Genomic DNA, 17,608 nt, shown 5'->3' with positions numbered 1-17,608 from the left:
AGATCGCTTCGCTGAAAGTCATGCGACGACTACGAATCGCGGTCACTGCTGCCTTGGGTACGGTGCTGGCCACGATAGTGACGCCTGCGCCCGCCGCGGCACAGGACATCGAAGAGACAACGCCGATCTACTCGTACGCGGACGCCATCCGTGAGGATGTGTTCGTCGAGGCACCGATGGACAGCGACAAGGACGGCCAGTCCGACCGGATCGCGATCCAGATCATGCGGCCGAAGGAGACCGACAGCGGGCTGAAGACGCCGGTGGTCATGGAACCGAGTCCGTACTACCGCGCGCCGGGCACCCAGGGCGAAGCGCCCTACGGATTCGCGCGCTGGTACGACGAGTTCTTCGTGCCGCGCGGCTACACCGTCATCGAAGCCGAGATGCAGGGCACCAGCCGTTCGGCCGGCTGCCCGACGACCGGGGACGCCGAGGACACCACGTCGATCAAGGCTGTCGTCGACTGGCTCAACGGGCGGGCGAAGGGCTTCTACGCCGGCGGTTCCGAGGCTGTGGCGTCGTGGAGCACCGGAGCCGTCGGCATGGTCGGTGTCTCGTACAACGGGACACTGCCCAACGCCGTCGCCGCGACCGGTGTCGACGGGCTGAAGACGATCGTGCCCATCGCCGCGATCTCCAGCTGGTACGACTACACCCGCGACGCGGGCATCGCCTACCAGGGCGGGTGGGGCAGCAGATATCCGGAGTACCTGGCCAACTACGTCGCGAGCGCGGCCGCGAAGACCAGGTGCGCCGACTTCATCAAGTCGTTGGGCGACAACGCGGGCGACGACTCCTGGGACTACACGCCGTTCTGGGCCGAGCGCGACTACAAGCCGAGCGTCGACAAGGTGAAGGCGTCGGTGCTGCTCGTGCACGGCATGGAGGACTGGAACGTCAAACTGCGCCACGGCGTCGCGTGGTGGAACCTGTTGCAGCAGCGCGACGTCCCGCGCAAGATCTGGCTGCACCGCAGCGCGCACATCGACCCGGTCAGCGCCCGGCCGGACGAGTGGAAGCGCGTGATGCACCGGTGGATGGACCACTGGCTGTTCGGGATGAACAACGGGATCATGGACGAGCCGATGGCCGACATCCAGCGGCCCGACGGTTCCTGGGAGGCACACCGCAGCTGGCCGGACGCCGGGGCGCGCACCGTGCGCCTGAACTTCGGCCCGGCGGCCCCCGGCGTCGCGGGCACCCTGCAGGCAGCGCGACCCGCCGCGTCGAGCCAGACCTTCACCGACAACCGCACGCAGTCCGAGACCACGGCGATGGCCGACTACGCCGTCGCCGCGCCGAACCGCCTGGTCTACGTCACCCCGGAGTTGACCCAGGCGGCACGGATGTCCGGTACTCCCAAGGTGAACGTGACCGTGCGGTCGAACACCGCGAGTGCCCCGCTGACGGCGTTGCTGGTGGACTACGGCCCGGGCACGGCGTTCAGCGTGCAGGACATGTCGCCTGAGGAACTGGTCAACCAGGAGTGCTCGCTGGCCGACATCGAGCGGAAGACCGGTTGCGCGGCGCCGTTCGTCTCCCGCGCGGAGGCCGTCACGGCGAAGGTGATCACGCGTGGCGCGATCGACCTGAAGAACCGTTCGTCGCTGACTTCCGGAACGCCGCTCGTTCCCGGCGAGACCTACACGGCCTCGTGGGAACTGCACGGCAAGGACTACGTCGTCCCGGCCGGGCACCGGATCGGCCTTGTGCTCATGGCCAACAACAGGACGTACATCTCGGTCGACCAGGCCGCCGGTGCGCTGACCGTCTCGCTGGACGGCAGCAGCCTCGACATCCCCGTGGTGGGCGGCAGGATCAGCTGACCACGACAGGTGGCTGTGCCGGTCGCCCGGCACAGCCACCTGCTCACGCGGGCATGGGCGGGACGATCATCCGGCGGCCGGCCGCGATCCCGCCGTCGACGGGCACCGAAGCGCCTGTCAGGTAAGCGAACTCGTCGCCCGCGAGGCCGAGCACGGCGGACGCGATCATGGCGGGCGTGGCTGTCCGTTTGAGTCCGTCGACGTTCTCCTGGCCGAGGAAGACGAGTGCGCTCTGCCAGGTGGCGTCGTCGAGGCCGGCTGGCCGGATCATCGCGGTGTCGGTGATGCCGGGCAGGATGGCGTTCACACGGATGCCTTGGCCGCCGTACTCCAGCGCGGCCGATTTGACCAGTGCCTGGACGGCCTGCTTCGTGGCCTGGTACGTGGACAGGCCGGGGCGCCCGACGACCGCGCCCACCGACGAGTTCACGATGATGTGCCCGCCGGTGGCGAGCATGTGCGGGATCTGGTACTTCATCGACAGGAAGACGCCGCGTGCGTTGGTGTCGGTGACGTCGTCCCACTGCTCGACCGTGACCTTGTGCAGCGGTGCGCTGATCTGCACACCCGCGTTGTTGAACGCGATGTCCAGGCGTCCGTACCGGCGCACCGCGCTGTCCACGAAGTGCTGGACGGACGACGGTTCGCGGACGTCTGCCTGGATGTAGGTGGCCTCGCCGCCTGAGCTCCGGATGGCGTGCTCGACCGCCCGGCCCAGGTTCGCGCGGCGCCCGCAGAACGCCACTCTGGCTCCGGCCGCGGCGAAGGCCCGGGCAGTGGCTTCGCCGATACCCGAGGTCGCGCCGGTGATCAGCACGACTTTGCCGGCGAAGCGGCCGCGCTGCGGCCCGGCGGCCGCGGGCGTGGCCAGTGCGCCGAGTCCCGCCGCCGCGGCGACGCCACCCAGTACGGCTCGACGAGTCGGTGTGCCCATCAGCATCTCCCTAAAAGCAACTTTTTGTTGCTTTTAGCCTTCCGGATCGACCCGGCTAAGGTCAACTCGTGGCTGAGAGTCCTGTCAGGCGGCCGGGTGGCCGGAGCGCGCAGGTGCGGGCGACCGTCCTGAACGCCGGGCTCGCCGAACTCGTCGACGTCGGGTTCCACGCGCTGAGCCTCGAAGGGATCGCCAGGCGCGCCGGAGTGAACAAGACGACGCTCTACCGGCGTTGGGGGACCAAGGAAGCGCTCATGCTCGACGCGATCCGGGAACGGGCCTCGGCGAAGGTGCCCATTCCGGACACCGGCAGCCTGCGCGAAGACTTGGTGACGCTGGTCCGCGCGGCGATCGCCAACCTGCTCACGCCGGAGGTGCAGGCGATGGTGCGGGTGGGGATCGCGTTGTCCCCACACGAGAACGCGGTGGCCACAATGGTCAGTTCGTTCTGGACAGAGCGGCTCGCCGTCGACGGGGTGGTGGTGGAACGGGCGATCCGGCGAGGGGAGATCCCGCCGGTCGATCCGGGTGGTGTGATCGAGGCGGTGCTGGGGCCGCCCTACTTCCGTGCGCTGGTCACCGGACGGCCGGTGACCGACGAATTCCTTGCCGGCACAGTGGATCTGGTGCTGACCGGCCTACTGGATCCGGAACACCGGGAAGTCCGGGGCGATCTGCCGTAGCCGCTCGTCGCTCGACTCGGCGGTGACGCCCTCGAAGAAGCGGCCGACCTCCCAGCCCCACTTCTTCAGGTAGAGCCGCAGGATCTCGGGCTTCTCCTCGTCGGCCACCTCGACGGCCGTGAACGGCTCGACCTTGCGGCCGAGGCGCAACTCGCCACCGCCGGCAACGCGCATGTTGCGCACCCACTGCGTGTGTCCGCGTGGAGCGACGAGGTAACGCTCACCGTTGTGCGTCAACGGGTTCACCGGAGTCGTCCGCCATTCGCCGCTCTTGCGGCCGCGGACGGCCAGGATCCGGCTGCCCGCGAGGCTGATGCCGATTCGCGTCAGGAACTTGGCGATCGAGTTGAAGATCCGGTCCGTCGAGGTCGCCTTGATGTTGTGGGTCACGGGACTCCTTGTGTGAGCAGTGCTCTCTGTTGAGATCAGTGAACACGTTGGAAGGCGTTGAGTCAAGAGCACTGCTCTCTTTTGCGTTCGGTGCTCTACACTGAGGTCATGAACGCAGGCAGGACGGCGCGGGACCGGGCGAGGGCTGAGCTCACGCGCGAGATCAAGGACGAGGCTCGCCGCCAGTTGGCCGTCGACGGCGCGCAGAAGCTCTCGCTGCGGTCGGTCGCCCGGGCGCTGGGCATGGTGTCGTCGGCGCTCTACCGGTATTTCCCCAGTCGTGACGACCTGCTGACCGCGTTGATCATCGACGCCTACAACGCGATGGGCGACGCGGCGGACGAAGCCGCGGTCGGGGAGAGCCCGCGGGAGCGGTGGCTGTCGGCATGTCATGCGATCCGGGCGTGGGCGCGGGCGAATCCGCATGAGTACGCCCTGATCTACGGTTCGCCGATCCCTGGCTATCGGGCGCCGCAGGACACCGTCGCCGCGGCGGCGCGAGTGCCCTTGTTGCTGTTGAAAACCTTGACCGAGGCCGAGCCGCGACCCGCGTTCGAGGCGCCGCCGCTCACCGACGGGCTGGCGGACCAGTTGGAACGTCTCGATGTCGAGCCGAAACCGGCGCCGGAGACGCTCAACCGGGCGCTCATGGTGTGGAGCCAGCTCTTCGGGATGCTCAGCTTCGAGCTGTTCGGCCAGTTCGTGGGCAGTGTCGACCCCGCGGACGAGTTCTTCGCGCACGCCGTCGGGCAGATGGCGGACTTTGTCGGATTGGCCGGAGAAGTCGGCGACAGGTGACTTCTTGACGTTTCCTTAACTTCACAACCTTGTGAAGCACGTGTAGTTGTTGAACCATGACCACTCAGAGCATTCCGGGCCTGCCGACCCAGCGCCCGAATCCGCTTGATCCACCGGTCGAGATCGGCGAGCTGCGGGCGACCGGCTCGATGGTGCGGATGACGTTTCCCGACGGCCATCTCGGCTGGCTGGCGACCGCGCACCACGCCGTGCGCGCGGTGCTCGCCAGTCCGGCGTTCAGCAACCGCATCGAGCTGACCCATCCGGTCATCCCGGTGAAACGGCTGCAGGCACAGTCAATTGCCGACTTCAAGGTCCCGCCGGGCATGTTCAACCGGATGGACGACCCCGAGCACAGCCGGATCCGGCGGACGCTGACCGGCCAGTTCACCGTCCGCCGGATGAACCTGCTCGAACCCCGGATCGAGCAAATCGTGCGGGAGCACCTCGGCGCGATCGTGGCCAGCGGGCCGCCGGTCGACCTCGTGCCGACGTACACGCTGCCGATCCCGTCGCTCGTGATCTGCGAACTGCTCGGCGTGCCGTACGAGCGCAGGGACCAGTTCCAGGGCGACGCGTCCACGCTGCTCAACCTGGAGTCCGGCGCCGACGAGGCGATGGCCGCATGGGCGTCGATGTACTCGCTGCTCGGCGACGTCATCGCCGCGAAGCGGGAGCGGCCCGCCGACGACCTGCTGAGCGGGCTCATCGCGGAAGGCGAACTGACCGACGAGGAACTGTGCACGATCGGCCTGGTGCTGCTGATCGCGGGGCACGAGACGACCGCGAACATGCTGGCGCTCGGCACGTACACGATCCTGCGGCAGCCGGGACGGCGGGAAGCGTTCCTGGCCGATCCCGCCACGGCCGTGGAGGAGCTGCTGCGCTACCTCTCGATCATCCACTTCGGACCGGTGCGGACCGCGCTCGAGGACGTGGAGATCGACGGGCACCTGGTCAAGGCCGGTGAGGCGGTGGCCATGTCGGTGCCGGGCGCGAACCGTGACCCGGCGAAGTTCACCAACCCGGACGACCTCGACCTGACCAGGCACGCCCAAGGTCACCTGGCCTTCGGCCACGGCATCCACCAGTGCCTCGGCCAGCAGCTGGCGCGGGTGGAGATGCGGATCGCGTTCACCGCGTTGCTGAGCAGGCTGCCGACCCTCAAACTGGCCGGTGACGTGCGCTTCCGCGACAAGATGAGCATCTACGGGCTGTTCAACCTGCCGGTGACGTGGGACGCATGAAGATCGTCATCATCACCATCGGGTCGCGCGGCGACGTCGTGCCGTACACGGGGCTCGCCGCGCGGCTGCTCGCCGACGGGCACGACGTCGCCATCGCGACCCAGGCCGCGTTCGGAGACGTGGTCAAGGACTGCGGCGCCGAGTTCCGCCTGATGCCCGGCGACATGCGCGCGGACCTGCAAAGCGAGACAGGCCTGGCGTGGCAGCGCCAAGGCACGGGCCTGAAGGGCATCAGGACCAGCATCGAGATGGGCATCCGGCTGATGGACGAGGTCGGCCGTGGCGTGCGCCAGGTGGCCGACGGCGCGGAACTGCTGATGCTGCAACGAGGTGCGCTCATCCACGGCTACCTCGTGGCCAAGGCCATGGGGATCAGGAGCGTCGCGCTCGAACTTTTCCCCGGCGCACCGAGCCGCGAGTTCATGCTGCCGTCGCTCGGCGGGAAATCGTTGGGCGGCTGGCTGAACCACGCACTGCCACGGGCATTGACGCACCTGCCGACACCGATGGAACGACACATCAAGAGCTTCTGCGCGGACCTGGGCCTGCCCCGGACCAGCCTGGGCGGCCTGCGCAGGGAGATGTTCGACTCGGACTTCCCGATCCGCCACGGCTACAGCCCGGCCCTGCTGCCCCGGCCGCACGACTGGCGGCCCGGCATCGAGACCGACGGCTACTGGTGGCCGCTGCCGCCGCAGGACTGGAAACCGGCCGCGGACCTGGTGGACTTCCTGGCCGCAGGCCCGCCGCCGGTGTTCATCGGCTTCGGCAGCATGGCACCCGGCGAATCCGACCGGCTGTCCGCCATCGTGACGGAAGTGGTGCGCCGCACCGGAATCCGTGCGGTGGTGCAGGCAGGCTGGGCAGGCCTGGCGGCGACCGGCGACGACGTCCTGACGATCGACAGCGTGCCGCACGACTGGCTGTTCCCCCAGACCAGCGCCGTCGTCCACCACTGCGGTGCGGGCACCACCGGAGCCGGGCTGCGCGCGGGCGTGCCCGTCGTCCCCGTCCCCGTGCTGGCCGACCAGCCCTTCTGGGCGGCCCGGCTCGCCGCGATCGGTGTCAGCCCCGGGTCCGTCCTGATGCGCGAGCTCGCGGTGGAACCGTTGGCCGGGCTGCTGACGAAGGCTCCCCGCCATGCCGATCGCGCCCAGGTGATCGGCGAACAGGTCCGCGCCGAGGACGGCGCCGGCAAGATCGTGGAGTTCGTCCGGTCGATGGCGTGACGCGGTGCCTGTGATCCTTCCAACCCATGAGCGGTCGTCTCATCCGAATGGTCGCCGATTAACCTGACTGACATGCAGACATGGGCATCGACACCGGTTCCACGCGTGGCAGGGACGCCACGGCCACTGCGGCTCCACGACTCCGCTGCCGGTGAGGTGCGGCCGACAGCGCCGGGAAAGACGGCCGGCCTGTATGTCTGCGGCATCACTCCTTACGACGCGACCCACCTGGGGCATGCGGCGACGTATCTCGCGTTCGACCTGATCCACCGGGTCTGGCTGGACAACGGGCACGACGTCAACTACGTGCAGAACGTCACCGACATCGACGACCCGCTGTTGGAGCGCGCCGAGCGCGACCAGGACGACTGGGTCGTGCTCGGTATGCGGGAAACCGCTCTCTTCCGTGAGGACATGGTGTCGTTGCGTGTCCTGCCGCCGAGGTCGTACATCGGGGCGGTCGAGGCCATTCCGGAGATCGTCGAGGCGATCGGCAAGCTGCTCGCCGCCGGGCACGCGTACCGGGTGGAGGACTCCGAGTACCCGGACGTCTACTTCGACCACGCGGCGACCGGCCAGTTCGGCTACGAGTCCGGCTACTCCGAGCAGACCATGCTGGAGTTGTTCGCCGAGCGCGGCGGCGACCCGGATCGGCCTGGCAAGCGGCACCCGTTGGACGCCCTGTTGTGGCGGATGGCGCGCCCGGACGAGCCGTCGTGGGAGAGCGAGATCGGCGCAGGCCGGCCTGGCTGGCACGTCGAGTGTTCCGTCATCGCGCTGAACCGGCTCGGGTCCGGCTTCGACGTCCAGGGCGGCGGCTCGGACCTGATCTTCCCGCACCACGAGAACAGCGCCGCCCACGCCGAGGCGCTGACCGGCGAGTTCCCCTTCGCCCGGCACTACGTGCACGCCGGGATGATCGGCCTGGACGGCGAGAAGATGTCCAAGTCGCGTGGCAACCTCGTGTTCGTGTCGCGGCTTCGGGCCGACAAGGTGGACCCGATGGCCGTGCGGCTCGCCCTGCTCTCCGGGCACTACCGCGAGGACCGGCCGTGGACGGCCGGGCTGCTGACCGAAAGTGAGCGCCGGCTGGGCCGCTGGCGCGACGCCGCGCTGCTGGAGTCCGGGCCGGACGCCACGGACACGATCGCCCGCCTGCGTGACCACCTGTCGAACGACCTGGACACGCCGAACGCGCTGCGCGCCGTGGACGCGTGGGCCGACGACGCGCTCGCCGGCCGCGGCAGCGACCCGTCAGCTCCCGCGCAGTTCCGGGACGCTGTCGACGCCCTGCTCGGCATCGACATCTGACGCCGCCCAGCTCGCCAGCAGACGCAGTTTCTGCGCTGATGGCGAGCCCGGCTCGACCGTGTGCATCGACAGCATCACGTCCGGGTCTTCGCGCGGGATCAGCGACTCGTAGAACACCGTGAGCTCGCCGACGACCGGGTGGTGCAGTTTCTTCGAGCCGTGCCCGTGCCGGAACACGTCATGGTCGGCCCACCAGCGCCGGAAATCCTTGTCCCGGACCGACAGCTCGCCGACCAATGCGGCGAGCTGGGGGTCGTGCGGGTGCTGCCCGGCGTAGAACTGCAGGCTCGCGACGGCGCTGCGCGCGCCGTCCGCCCAGTCGACGTAGAGCTCCCGGGCGGCCGGGTCGAGGAACATGTACCTGACGACGTTGCGCTCGTGCGGCGGCGCGGCGTCGAAGTCCTTGTACAGCGCCGCAGCGAGCTTGTTGACGCCGAGCACGTCCATCCGGCGGCCGACCAGCATCACCGGGACGTCCGGCAGCGACTCCAACACCAGCCGCAGTCCTGGCCGGACCCGCTGCGGCGGCAACGGCCGGGCCCTGCGCGTCGGTCTGGCCACAGTGAACAGATGGGCGCGCTCCACGTCGTTGAGCCGCAACGCTCGTGCGAGCGCGTCGAGCACTGACTCGGAGACGTTCACGCTCTTGCCGCGCTCAAGACGGACGTAGTAGTCCACGCTCACCCCGGCGAGCTGCGCGACCTCCTCACGCCGCAGGCCCGGCACCCGGCGCGTGCCCGGCAGGGTCGGCAGTCCCGCCTCCTCGGGCGTGATCTTGGCCCGCCGTGACCGCAGGAACTCCCGGAGCTCGGTGTTCATCCTGCCAGCCTAGGGCCCTCTCGGCGGCCGTGCGGGGTACTGACAGACCCTGTCACGCGCCTGCCCGGCCGGGGTTGCCTTGACGGCATGAAGTACAGAGTCCTTGGCGGCACCGGGATCTCGGTCAGCGAGTTCGCGCTCGGTGCCATGACGTTCGGGTCGTTCGCCAACGCCGACCACGACGAGTCGGTCCGGATGATCCACACCGCGCTGGACGCGGGCATCAACACGATCGACACGGCGGACACCTACTCACAGGGCGAGTCCGAGCAGATCGTCGGCAAGGCGCTGAAAGGCCGTCGCGACAACGTGGTGCTCGCGACGAAGTTCTGGAACCCGATGGGCGACGACGTCAACCGGCGCGGCGGTTCACCGCGGTGGATCAAGCGCGCGGTCGAGGAAAGCCTGCGGCGCCTGGACACCGACTACATCGACGTCTACCAGATGCACCGGCCGGACCCGGCCACGGACATCGAGGAGACGTTGGCGGCCTTGTCCGACCTGGTGCGCGACGGCAAGGTCAGGGTGATCGGCACGTCGACGTTCCCGGCCGAGCAGATCGTCGAAGCCCAGTGGGTGGCCGAAAAGCGTGGCCTGCACAGGTTCCGCACCGAGCAGCCGCCGTACTCGATCCTGATGCGAGGGGTCGAAGCGGACGTGCTGCCGACCGCACAGCGCTACGGCATGGGCGTGCTCACGTGGAGCCCGTTGGCTGCGGGGTGGTTGTCCGGCCGTGCCGCTCCGGCGCAGGCCACCGGAGGCCGCGCCGAGATCGTCGGTGACGTGTTCGACCTGGCCGACCCGGCGAACCAGACGAAGCTGGCGGCGGTGGAGAAGCTGACCAAGCTGGCAGCCGATGCCGGAATGTCCCTGCCGCACCTGGCGGTCGCGTTCGTCCTCGCGCATCCCGCGGTGTCCTCGGTGATCATCGGCGCGAGCAGGCCGCAGCACCTGGCGGACCTGCTGGCCGGGGTGGACGTCCGGCTCGGCGACGACGTGCTGGACAAGATCGACGAGATCGTCCCGCCGGGCGTGACGGTCCGGCAGCGCGACACCTACTACCCCCCGCCCGCCATTGCCGACAAGCGCCTCCGAAGGTTGTCCTGAAACGCGGCTTCTCGGCGTCATCGGCCCTCGTTGACAAGCCTTGGGTCAGGACTGACGAGGTCCCCGGCCCGGTCCGGGGCCGGGACCGCCGTGGCGCCGGCGCCGCAGGTACCGCTCGAACTCCGCGGCGATCACGTCACCGCTGGTCTCGTTGAGGGTGATCGCCGCGTCGCCGCGTTCCTCCAGGGCCCGGACGTAGTTGCTGACGTCCTCGTCCTCCTCGGCCATCTCGCTCACGGTCCGCTGCCACTCGTCGGCCTGCTCCGGCAGGGCGCCCAGCGGCACCTCGACGTCGAGAACCTCCTCGACGCGGTGCAGCAGCGCCAGCGTGGCCTTGGGCGACGGCGGCTGGGACACGTAGTGCGGCACCGCGGCCCACAGCGAGATCGCCGGGATACCGGCTTGCACGCACACGTCCTGCAGCACGCCGACGATCCCGGTCGGCCCCTGGTAGCGGGAGCGTTCCAGGCCGAAGCGCGCGGCGGAGGCCGCGTCGTAGGCCGTTCCGGTCACCGGGACAGGGCGGGTGTGCGGCGTGTCGGCCAGCATCGAGCCGAGGGTGACCACGGTGGTCACCCCCAGCCGCTCGATGTGTTCGAGCAGCTCGGCGCAGAACTTCCGCCAGCGCATGTTCGGCTCGATGCCGTGCACGAGCACGATGTCCCTGGACGAGCCGGGCGGGCGGCACGCCGACAGCCGCGTCGTCGGCCACTCCACGCGCCGGGTGACGCCGTCCACCAGTTTCACGGTCGGCCGGGTCACCTGGAAGTCGTAGTAGTCGTCCGGGTCCACGTCCGCCAGCGGGGTGGCGTCCCAGGTCAGTTGAAGATGCTCGATCGCCGTACTCGCCGCGTCCCCGGCGTCATTCCAGCCTTCGAAGGCACAGACTATGACTGGCTCGACGAGCGCTGGCGTGCCGGCGGTGCTCTGCGGGTCGTGATCGGTCACTTGCCAAGCCTACGACCCCGGGCGCCCTGTTTGACTACAGCGTTGGAACGGTTCAGGCCCACCTGGCCGTCCAGGCGCTGTTTCCGCTGCTTCTGCCGTCACGGACGCCAGATCGTGATCTTGTTCCGGGCCGCCCTGGCGTGTCGGCCCACCCCCCTCGTGAGTGGTTATCAGTGTTCTAACCCTGATAACCACTCACGAGGGTGTGGCGAGATCGACGTCGTGACGTTTTCGCAGGTCAGGGCGGGTTCTTCGGGTGCGGGCGGGGCCGGGGATTTGGTCACGGCCGACCCGGGCCGCGATTATGGGGAGGTCCATGGGCTCGGCGTCCAGCTCACCGAGGCGCTGGCCGATCGCCGGGCTGCCCGAACCGGAGCGGATCGGCGTCCCGCCCTCCGCGGAGTTCCAGCCGCATCCGGAGCAGCCGGCCGACGCGATCGTGTGCACCACCCGCGGGCCGAGTACTTCACCACCTGACCCAAGAGGGGGATTCGTTGACACCGGTGCCCGAGGCCGTGTTGTGGGACATGGACGGGACGTTGATCGACTCGGAGAAGATCTGGGACATCGGCCTGCGCGAGCTGGCCGAACAGCTCGGCGGTGAGCTGACCCAGCAGACCAGGGACGCGGTCGTCGGGTCCAACATGGACAGCACGATGCGGGTGATCTTCACGTCGCTGGGCCTCGAACTCGAGCCCGCCGCACTGGAGAAGGCGGCGATGTGGCTCAACGAGCGCACCGCGGCGCTGTTCCGGATCTCCCTGCCCTGGCGGCCCGGCGCCAGGGAGGCGCTGGAGTCGCTGCGCGAGCACGACGTGCCGATGGCGTTGGTCACATCGACCGAACGGGCCCTCACCGAGATCGCGCTCGACTCGATCGGGCGGTCTTTTTTCGCCGCCACGGTCTGCGGCGACGAGGTCGGCGGCCGCAACAAGCCGGACCCGGCGCCGTACCTGATCGCCGCCGACATGCTGGGCGTTCCCCCAGGTCGGTGCGTCGCGGTCGAGGACTCGCCGCTGGGCATGCGCTCCGCGGTGGCCGCGGGCTGCACGGTTCTGGTGGTGCCCGCGGAGGTGCCGATCGAGCCGGGGGCGGGCTGGACCGTGCGGAATTCGCTCGTTGGTGTGGACGCGTTCACGCTCGGTGCTTTGAGGGCGGCCGACCTGGGATGAAAGGATCGGGGCGTGAAGACGTTCGACGAACTGTTCGCCGAGCTCAGTGAGCGCGCGCGGACCCGGCCCGCCGGGTCGGGCACCGTGGCGGCGCTGGATGCGGGTGTGCACGCGCAGGGCAAGAAGGTGTTGGAAGAGGCGGGCGAGGTGTGGCTGGCCGCCGAGCATGAGGACGACGAGCATCTGGCCGAGGAGGTCTCCCAGCTGCTCTACCGGGTCCAGGTGCTCATGATCGGGCGCGGCCTGACCCTCGAAGACGTCTACCGCTACCTCTGAGGAGTCCTTGCCATGTTGCGTGTCGCCGTGCCCAACAAGGGATCGCTGGCCGCGTCCGCGTCCGAGATGCTGGCCGAGGCCGGCTACCGGCAGCGGGGCGAGCAGCGGGACCTCACGGTGCTCGACTCGGCCAACGAGGTCGAATTCTTCTTCCTGCGGCCCAAGGACATCGCCGCGTACGTGGGCTCCGGTGACCTGGATCTGGGCATCACCGGCCGGGATCTGGCCCAGGAGTCCGGCGCGCCCGTGCGGGAGCGGCTCAGCCTGGGCTTCGGCTCGTCGACGTTCCGGTACGCCGCCCCGGCCGGCCGGGAGTGGACGCTGGCGGACCTGGACGGCAAGCGCCTGGCCACGGCATACCCGCGGCTGGTGCGCGACGACCTGGGCAAGCACGGCATCAAGGCGGACGTGATCCGGCTGGACGGTGCCGTGGAGATCTCCGTGCAGCTCGGCCTGGCGGACGCGATCGCGGATGTCGTCGGCTCCGGCCGGACCCTGCGGCAGCACAACCTGATCGCCTTCGGTGAGCCGATCTGCGTGTCGGAGGCCGTGCTCGTGACGCGTGCGGGCGCGACGCCGTCGGCGGAGGCCGAGCAGCTGACCGCGCGGCTGCAAGGCGTCGTGTTCGCCCAGCAGTACATGATGCTGGACTACGACTGCCCGAAGTCGTTGCTGGACAACGCACTCGAAGTGACGCCCGGACTGGAGTCGCCGACGGTCGCGCCGTTGGCCAACCCGGACTGGGTGGCGGTGCGGGCCATGGTGCCGCGCAGGCGGGCCAATCCGATCATGGACGAGCTGGCGGCGATCGGCGCCAAGGCCATCCTGGCCTCCGACATCCGATCCTGCCGGCTCTGATGTCCGTCGCGGCAGTGGCGCGCGGGGGCACCGCACGCCACTGCCGGCGGGACACAGGTGGGGGCCTGCTGACCTACGGGACTATGCCGGGCCGGTCTTGCGGAATTCTTGGACCCGACCGCAAGCCCAGGCAGATCGGCACGGTCCCGTCGTGCACTCGATCCCTTCGACCCGCGGTGACGAGTTGTTGCCACAGCCTTCGCGGAAGTGTCGGACCCCTGGCTTACTGTTCTGGGCGTGACGGTGACTGAAGAAGTACGGCGGCGCCCCGCTCTGTCTCCCTCTCGTGCCAGCGACTTCAAGCAGTGCCCGTTGCTCTACAGATTCCGGGCCGTCGACCGCCTGCCCGAAACCCCCAGCAAGGCCCAGGTCCGCGGCACGGTCGTGCACGCGGTGCTCGAGCGGCTCTACAGCCTGCCCGCGGCCGAACGCCTCCCCGAAACCGCGCACAAGCTGCTGCGGCCGACCTGGGCGAAGCTCAGCGAGGAGGCGCCCGAGCTCGTGGAGCAGCTTTTCCGGGACGGCTCGAGCCTGGACGACTGGCTCGCTTCGGCCGGCACACTGATCGACGGCTACTTCACGCTGGAGGACCCGCGCAGGCTCGAACCGGAGGCGTGCGAGCTGCTCGTCGAATCCGAACTGCCGTCCGGCGTGCTGCTCAGGGGCTACATCGACCGGCTGGACGTGGCGCCGACCGGCGAGATCCGCGTGGTCGACTACAAGACCGGCGCGGCACCCAGGGAGGTCGGCGAGGCCAAAGCCCTGTTCCAGATGAAGTTCTACGCGCTGGTGCTCTGGCGGCTGAGGGGCGTGGTGCCCCGGCAGTTGCGGCTGATGTACCTCTCGGACCGCCAGTCCCTGGCCTACGCCCCGGACGAGGCGGAACTGAAGCGTTTCGAACGCACCCTCGAAGCGATCTGGCAGGCGGTCATGCGCTCGGCCAGGACCGGCGACTTCCGCCCGAACAAGAGCAGGCTGTGCGACTACTGCGACCACAAGGCCTTCTGCCCGGAGTTCGGCGGCACCCCGCCGGAGTACCCCGGCTGGCCGGAGCCGGACGCGGGCACCGAGACCGTGCTGGACCGGGCCGACTGAGCCAGGCCAACGGAAGCCTGCCGCGCGTCGGGCTGGTCCATTCGAGCGGAATCGCGGACCGATCGCCCCGGGAACCGATGATTTCGCGCCTCGAAGTGAGTCTCACCATGTGTGACTTCACCACTGATCGGCGGGGCTGAGCTGCTGGAGCGGGCCGTCGGGTACACCCTGGGCAGCCTGGTACTCGTCAGGCCCGAAGTGCTCGATCGCCCGACGCCGTGCGCGGGCTGGGACCTCGAGGCCCTGTTGCGGCACATGAACGATTCCCTCGTCGCCCTGCACGAGGCCGTCGACAGTGGACACGTCACCCTCGAAGCCACCATCACGGGTGACCCGGCCAACGATCTCGTCGCGCAACTCAAGGACCGTGCCTGCCGTCTGGTCGGGGCGTGGACGACGACCGAACGGTCCACAGTCTCCATCGCCGACCAGCAGCTCACCGGGGCGATCGTCAGCTGCGCGGGCGCCGTCGAGATCACCGTGCACGGGTGGGACGTGGCCAGGGCGTGTGGCGTCGACCGGCCGGTCCCCGACCACCTTGCCGCGGAGTTGCTGCAGCTCGCGGACCTGTTCGTGACCGGCCACGACCGGCCGGAGCGGTTCGCGGCGCCGGTGCCGATGAGCCCGTCCGCGCAGCCCGGGGACCGACTGGTCGCGTTCCTGGGCCGTATCCCCTGAAAACAGGGGCCCGGCACACGGCAGTTCAACATCCGGACCCCTACTCTCAACCTATGACGACGATCCGGAGCGGCCGTGTCGCCAGGGGCGACAGCGGGCTGCTGCTGTTCCGGATCGCCGGCGTCCCTGTTCTGCTCGCGCCGTCGTGGTGGTTGGGGTCGCTGGCGGTCGTCTTCCTCTACACGCCGCTTGTCGATCGGTTGATGCCGGGCGTCAGTGACGGCACGGCCTTGCTGCTCGCGTCGGCGTTCGCGGTCCTGCTTGGCGCGTCTGTGCTCGCGCACGAGCTCGGGCACTGTGTGGTCGCCCTGCGGTTCGGCCTGCCGGTGCGGCGGGTGCGGCTCTTCCTGCTCGGCGGGATCTCGGAAGTCGCGAGAACCCCGAGAAAGCCCGCGCACGAGGGTCTGGTGGCCGCCGCGGGCCCGGCGGTGTCCATCGTGCTGGCGGCGTTGTTCGGGATGGCGTTGCTCGTCGGTCCTGGCGAGGGCGCGATCTGGGTGCTGCTGCTGGAGTGCATGGCTGCGAACCTCGTGGTCGGCGTGTTCAACCTGCTGCCCGGGCTGCCGCTGGACGGCGGCCGGATGCTGCGGGCGGGGATCTGGGCGCTGACCGGACGCCGCTCGAAGGGCACGTTCGCCGCGGCCGCGGGCGGTGGGCTGGTCGCCGGAGCGCTGCTGGTGTGGGCACTGTTCGGGATCGCCGAGGACAGCCCGGACAAGTGGCTCAGGCTGGGTGTCTGCGTGCTGACCGCGTGGTTCGTCATCGCGGGCGCGGCGGGGGAGTTCTCCGCCGAACAGCGCCGGACCTGGCCGGACGGGCTCCGGCTCGCCGACCTCGTCCAGCCCGTGCTGCAACTTCCCGCCGAGAGCCCGGTGGCGGACGCGCTCGGCGCCTCGGCTGGCCGGGGCGTCGTGCTGGTCCGGGCCGACGGTGTCGCGGCCGGACTGCTCGACCGGGACACCGCGGAGCGGCTGGCCGGCCATTCCCCGTTGTCCCCGGCCGAACAGGCCGCCGAACCGATCCGGCCGGAGACGGTGCTGCTCGACTCCGAGCCGGGCGAGGAGATCATCGAACGGGTCCACGAGACCGCCGCGTGGCAGTTCCTCGTCGTCGACGAGGAGGGCCGTCCGTCCGGCGTGCTGCGGCGTGAGGACCTCAAAGCGGCCCTGCGTAACGCCTGATCCAGGCGGGATGCCACGATATGTGGCCAGGACGAGGACAGCGGGGAGAGTCGAGCGTACGTGTCGGTGAGCAGGGCGAGCGGCCCGTTCCGTAAGGGTGACCGGGTACAACTGACCGACCCGAAAGGCCGGCACTACACGCTGGTGCTCGAAGAAGGCGGCCAGTACCACACACATCGCGGCGCGCTGGCGCACGACGACCTGATCGGCTCCCCGGAAGGCAGCGTGGTCACGTCCGTCGGCGGCACGTCGTTCCTGGCGCTGCGGCCGTTGCTGCCCGACTACGTGCTGTCCATGCCACGAGGCGCACAGGTGATCTACCCCAAGGACGCCGCGCAGATCATCATGTGGGGCGACATCTTCCCCGGCGCGCGTGTCCTGGAGGCGGGCGCCGGTTCGGGTGCGCTCACGTGCTCGTTGCTGCGTGCGGTCGGCGAGACCGGCAGCGTGACCTCGTACGAGGTCCGCGACGACCACGCCGACCACGCCAGGCGCAACGTGGTCCAGTTCTTCGGTGAGCAGCCCGGGAACTGGACGCTGAACGTCGCGGATCTGGCCACGCACACCGGCGAGGTGGACCGCGTCGTGCTGGACATGTTGGCACCGTGGGAAATGCTCGACGTCGTCAAGGAGAACCTGATCCCCGGCGGCGTCCTGGTGGTCTACGTCGCGACCGTCACACAGTTGTCCCGGGTGACCGAAGCGTTGCGGGAACAGCAATGCTGGACCGAGCCGCAGTCGTGGGAGACGCTGCACCGGCCGTGGCACGTCGTCGGCCTCGCCGTCCGCCCGGACCACCGGATGATCGCGCACACGGCGTTCCTGCTCACCGCGAGGCGGTTGGCGGATGGTGTTGTGGCGCCCAGGGTCCAGCGCCGCTCAGGCAAGCACTAGGCCGTGTTTCAAATGCCCGATCGCGATAGCCGGGCCGGATGCGGCCCCTGACGCCACCGCGGGACCGCCCAAAGACAACCAGTATTCGCGGCGATCCCGCGGCGACGCCAGGAACCGCCCCGATCCCGACTCTCATCGACCGGGACATTCGAAACACGA

Annotated in this window: 19 protein-coding genes; 14 read left to right on the top strand and 5 right to left on the bottom strand. The window is 69.4% G+C overall.

Going from position 1 to position 17,608, the window contains the following annotated elements:
- Positions 1-20 precede the first annotated feature (20 nt).
- Positions 21-1,829, top strand: a complete 1,809-nt coding sequence (locus tag GC106_RS10970; RefSeq protein ID WP_173127921.1) for a Xaa-Pro dipeptidyl-peptidase — start codon at positions 21-23, stop codon at positions 1,827-1,829.
- A 43-nt stretch (positions 1,830-1,872) separates the two neighbouring features.
- On the opposite strand, the gene GC106_RS10965 is transcribed toward GC106_RS10970, so the two are convergent.
- Entirely contained in the window at positions 1,873-2,763 is an 891-nt protein-coding gene (locus tag GC106_RS10965; RefSeq protein WP_173127918.1) for an SDR family NAD(P)-dependent oxidoreductase, read from the bottom strand.
- A 68-nt stretch (positions 2,764-2,831) separates the two neighbouring features.
- Here GC106_RS10965 and GC106_RS10960 point away from each other — a divergent pair, with 68 nt between their 5' ends.
- The gene (locus GC106_RS10960; RefSeq protein ID WP_173127915.1) at positions 2,832-3,446 is read left to right on the top strand and encodes a TetR/AcrR family transcriptional regulator; all 615 of its coding nucleotides are present in this window, start codon (positions 2,832-2,834) and stop codon (positions 3,444-3,446) included.
- Here the strand turns inward: GC106_RS10960 and GC106_RS47015 are convergent.
- The gene (locus tag GC106_RS47015; RefSeq protein ID WP_312872590.1) at positions 3,402-3,836 is read right to left on the bottom strand and encodes a nitroreductase family deazaflavin-dependent oxidoreductase; all 435 of its coding nucleotides are present in this window, start codon (positions 3,834-3,836) and stop codon (positions 3,402-3,404) included. The genes GC106_RS10960 and GC106_RS47015 overlap by 45 nt on opposite strands.
- A 108-nt stretch (positions 3,837-3,944) precedes the next feature.
- Between GC106_RS47015 and GC106_RS10950 the strand changes: the two genes are divergently transcribed.
- From GC106_RS10950 to mshC, 4 genes are all read left to right on the top strand, one after another.
- Complete coding sequence (locus GC106_RS10950) at positions 3,945-4,634, top strand: TetR/AcrR family transcriptional regulator (protein ID WP_217280369.1); 690 nt, start codon at positions 3,945-3,947, stop codon at positions 4,632-4,634.
- 56 nt (positions 4,635-4,690) lie between these two features.
- Positions 4,691-5,881, top strand: coding sequence for a cytochrome P450 (locus GC106_RS10945; RefSeq protein WP_173127906.1), 1,191 nt, complete (start codon positions 4,691-4,693; stop codon positions 5,879-5,881).
- Entirely contained in the window at positions 5,878-7,110 is a 1,233-nt protein-coding gene (locus GC106_RS10940) for a glycosyltransferase (RefSeq protein ID WP_173127903.1), read from the top strand. Before GC106_RS10945 ends, GC106_RS10940 begins: the two co-directional genes overlap by 4 nt.
- A 72-nt stretch (positions 7,111-7,182) precedes the next feature.
- Positions 7,183-8,421: a cysteine--1-D-myo-inosityl 2-amino-2-deoxy-alpha-D-glucopyranoside ligase gene (mshC, locus tag GC106_RS10935; RefSeq protein ID WP_173127901.1), complete on the top strand. Its 1,239-nt coding sequence runs from the start codon at positions 7,183-7,185 to the stop codon at positions 8,419-8,421.
- Here mshC and GC106_RS10930 read toward each other — a convergent pair.
- Entirely contained in the window at positions 8,365-9,240 is an 876-nt protein-coding gene (locus GC106_RS10930) for a helix-turn-helix transcriptional regulator (protein ID WP_173127899.1), read from the bottom strand. The two genes, mshC and GC106_RS10930, sit on opposite strands and share 57 nt — an antisense overlap.
- An 87-nt stretch (positions 9,241-9,327) precedes the next feature.
- On the opposite strand from GC106_RS10930, the gene GC106_RS10925 reads away from it, so the two are divergent.
- Complete coding sequence (locus GC106_RS10925; RefSeq protein ID WP_173127897.1) at positions 9,328-10,347, top strand: aldo/keto reductase; 1,020 nt, start codon at positions 9,328-9,330, stop codon at positions 10,345-10,347.
- A 45-nt stretch (positions 10,348-10,392) separates the two neighbouring features.
- Here the strand turns inward: GC106_RS10925 and GC106_RS10920 are convergent, their stop codons facing one another.
- Positions 10,393-11,295 carry a PAC2 family protein gene (locus GC106_RS10920; protein WP_173127895.1) on the bottom strand — a complete coding sequence of 301 codons (903 nt, stop codon included), beginning with the start codon at positions 11,293-11,295 and terminating at the stop codon, positions 10,393-10,395.
- Between the two features lie 195 nt (positions 11,296-11,490).
- Complete coding sequence (locus GC106_RS10915) at positions 11,491-11,745, bottom strand: hypothetical protein (RefSeq protein WP_173127893.1); 255 nt, start codon at positions 11,743-11,745, stop codon at positions 11,491-11,493.
- A 44-nt stretch (positions 11,746-11,789) separates the two neighbouring features.
- Between GC106_RS10915 and GC106_RS10910 the strand changes: the two genes are divergently transcribed.
- From GC106_RS10910 to GC106_RS10880, 7 genes are all read left to right on the top strand, one after another.
- The gene (locus GC106_RS10910) at positions 11,790-12,467 is read left to right on the top strand and encodes an HAD family hydrolase (protein WP_281368442.1); all 678 of its coding nucleotides are present in this window, start codon (positions 11,790-11,792) and stop codon (positions 12,465-12,467) included.
- A gap of 12 nt (positions 12,468-12,479) precedes the next feature.
- Complete coding sequence (locus GC106_RS10905) at positions 12,480-12,743, top strand: phosphoribosyl-ATP diphosphatase (RefSeq protein ID WP_173127891.1); 264 nt, start codon at positions 12,480-12,482, stop codon at positions 12,741-12,743.
- Between the two features lie 12 nt (positions 12,744-12,755).
- Positions 12,756-13,601 carry an ATP phosphoribosyltransferase gene (gene hisG / locus GC106_RS10900; protein ID WP_173127889.1) on the top strand — a complete coding sequence of 282 codons (846 nt, stop codon included), beginning with the start codon at positions 12,756-12,758 and terminating at the stop codon, positions 13,599-13,601.
- Between the two features lie 237 nt (positions 13,602-13,838).
- Positions 13,839-14,696, top strand: a complete 858-nt coding sequence (locus GC106_RS10895) for a RecB family exonuclease (RefSeq protein ID WP_312872589.1) — start codon at positions 13,839-13,841, stop codon at positions 14,694-14,696.
- A 111-nt stretch (positions 14,697-14,807) separates the two neighbouring features.
- Positions 14,808-15,374, top strand: a complete 567-nt coding sequence (locus tag GC106_RS10890; RefSeq protein ID WP_173127883.1) for a TIGR03086 family metal-binding protein — start codon at positions 14,808-14,810, stop codon at positions 15,372-15,374.
- A 53-nt stretch (positions 15,375-15,427) separates the two neighbouring features.
- Positions 15,428-16,555: a site-2 protease family protein gene (locus tag GC106_RS10885; RefSeq protein WP_173127880.1), complete on the top strand. Its 1,128-nt coding sequence runs from the start codon at positions 15,428-15,430 to the stop codon at positions 16,553-16,555.
- Between the two features lie 66 nt (positions 16,556-16,621).
- The gene (locus tag GC106_RS10880; RefSeq protein ID WP_173127877.1) at positions 16,622-17,449 is read left to right on the top strand and encodes a tRNA (adenine-N1)-methyltransferase; all 828 of its coding nucleotides are present in this window, start codon (positions 16,622-16,624) and stop codon (positions 17,447-17,449) included.
- The last annotated feature ends 159 nt before the right edge of the window (positions 17,450-17,608 follow it).

Origin of the sequence: Kibdelosporangium persicum (assembly GCF_013280595.1) — a bacterium.
GTDB lineage: Bacteria > Actinomycetota > Actinomycetes > Mycobacteriales > Pseudonocardiaceae > Kibdelosporangium > Kibdelosporangium persicum.
This window is presented reverse-complemented; position numbering and strand designations above follow the sequence as displayed.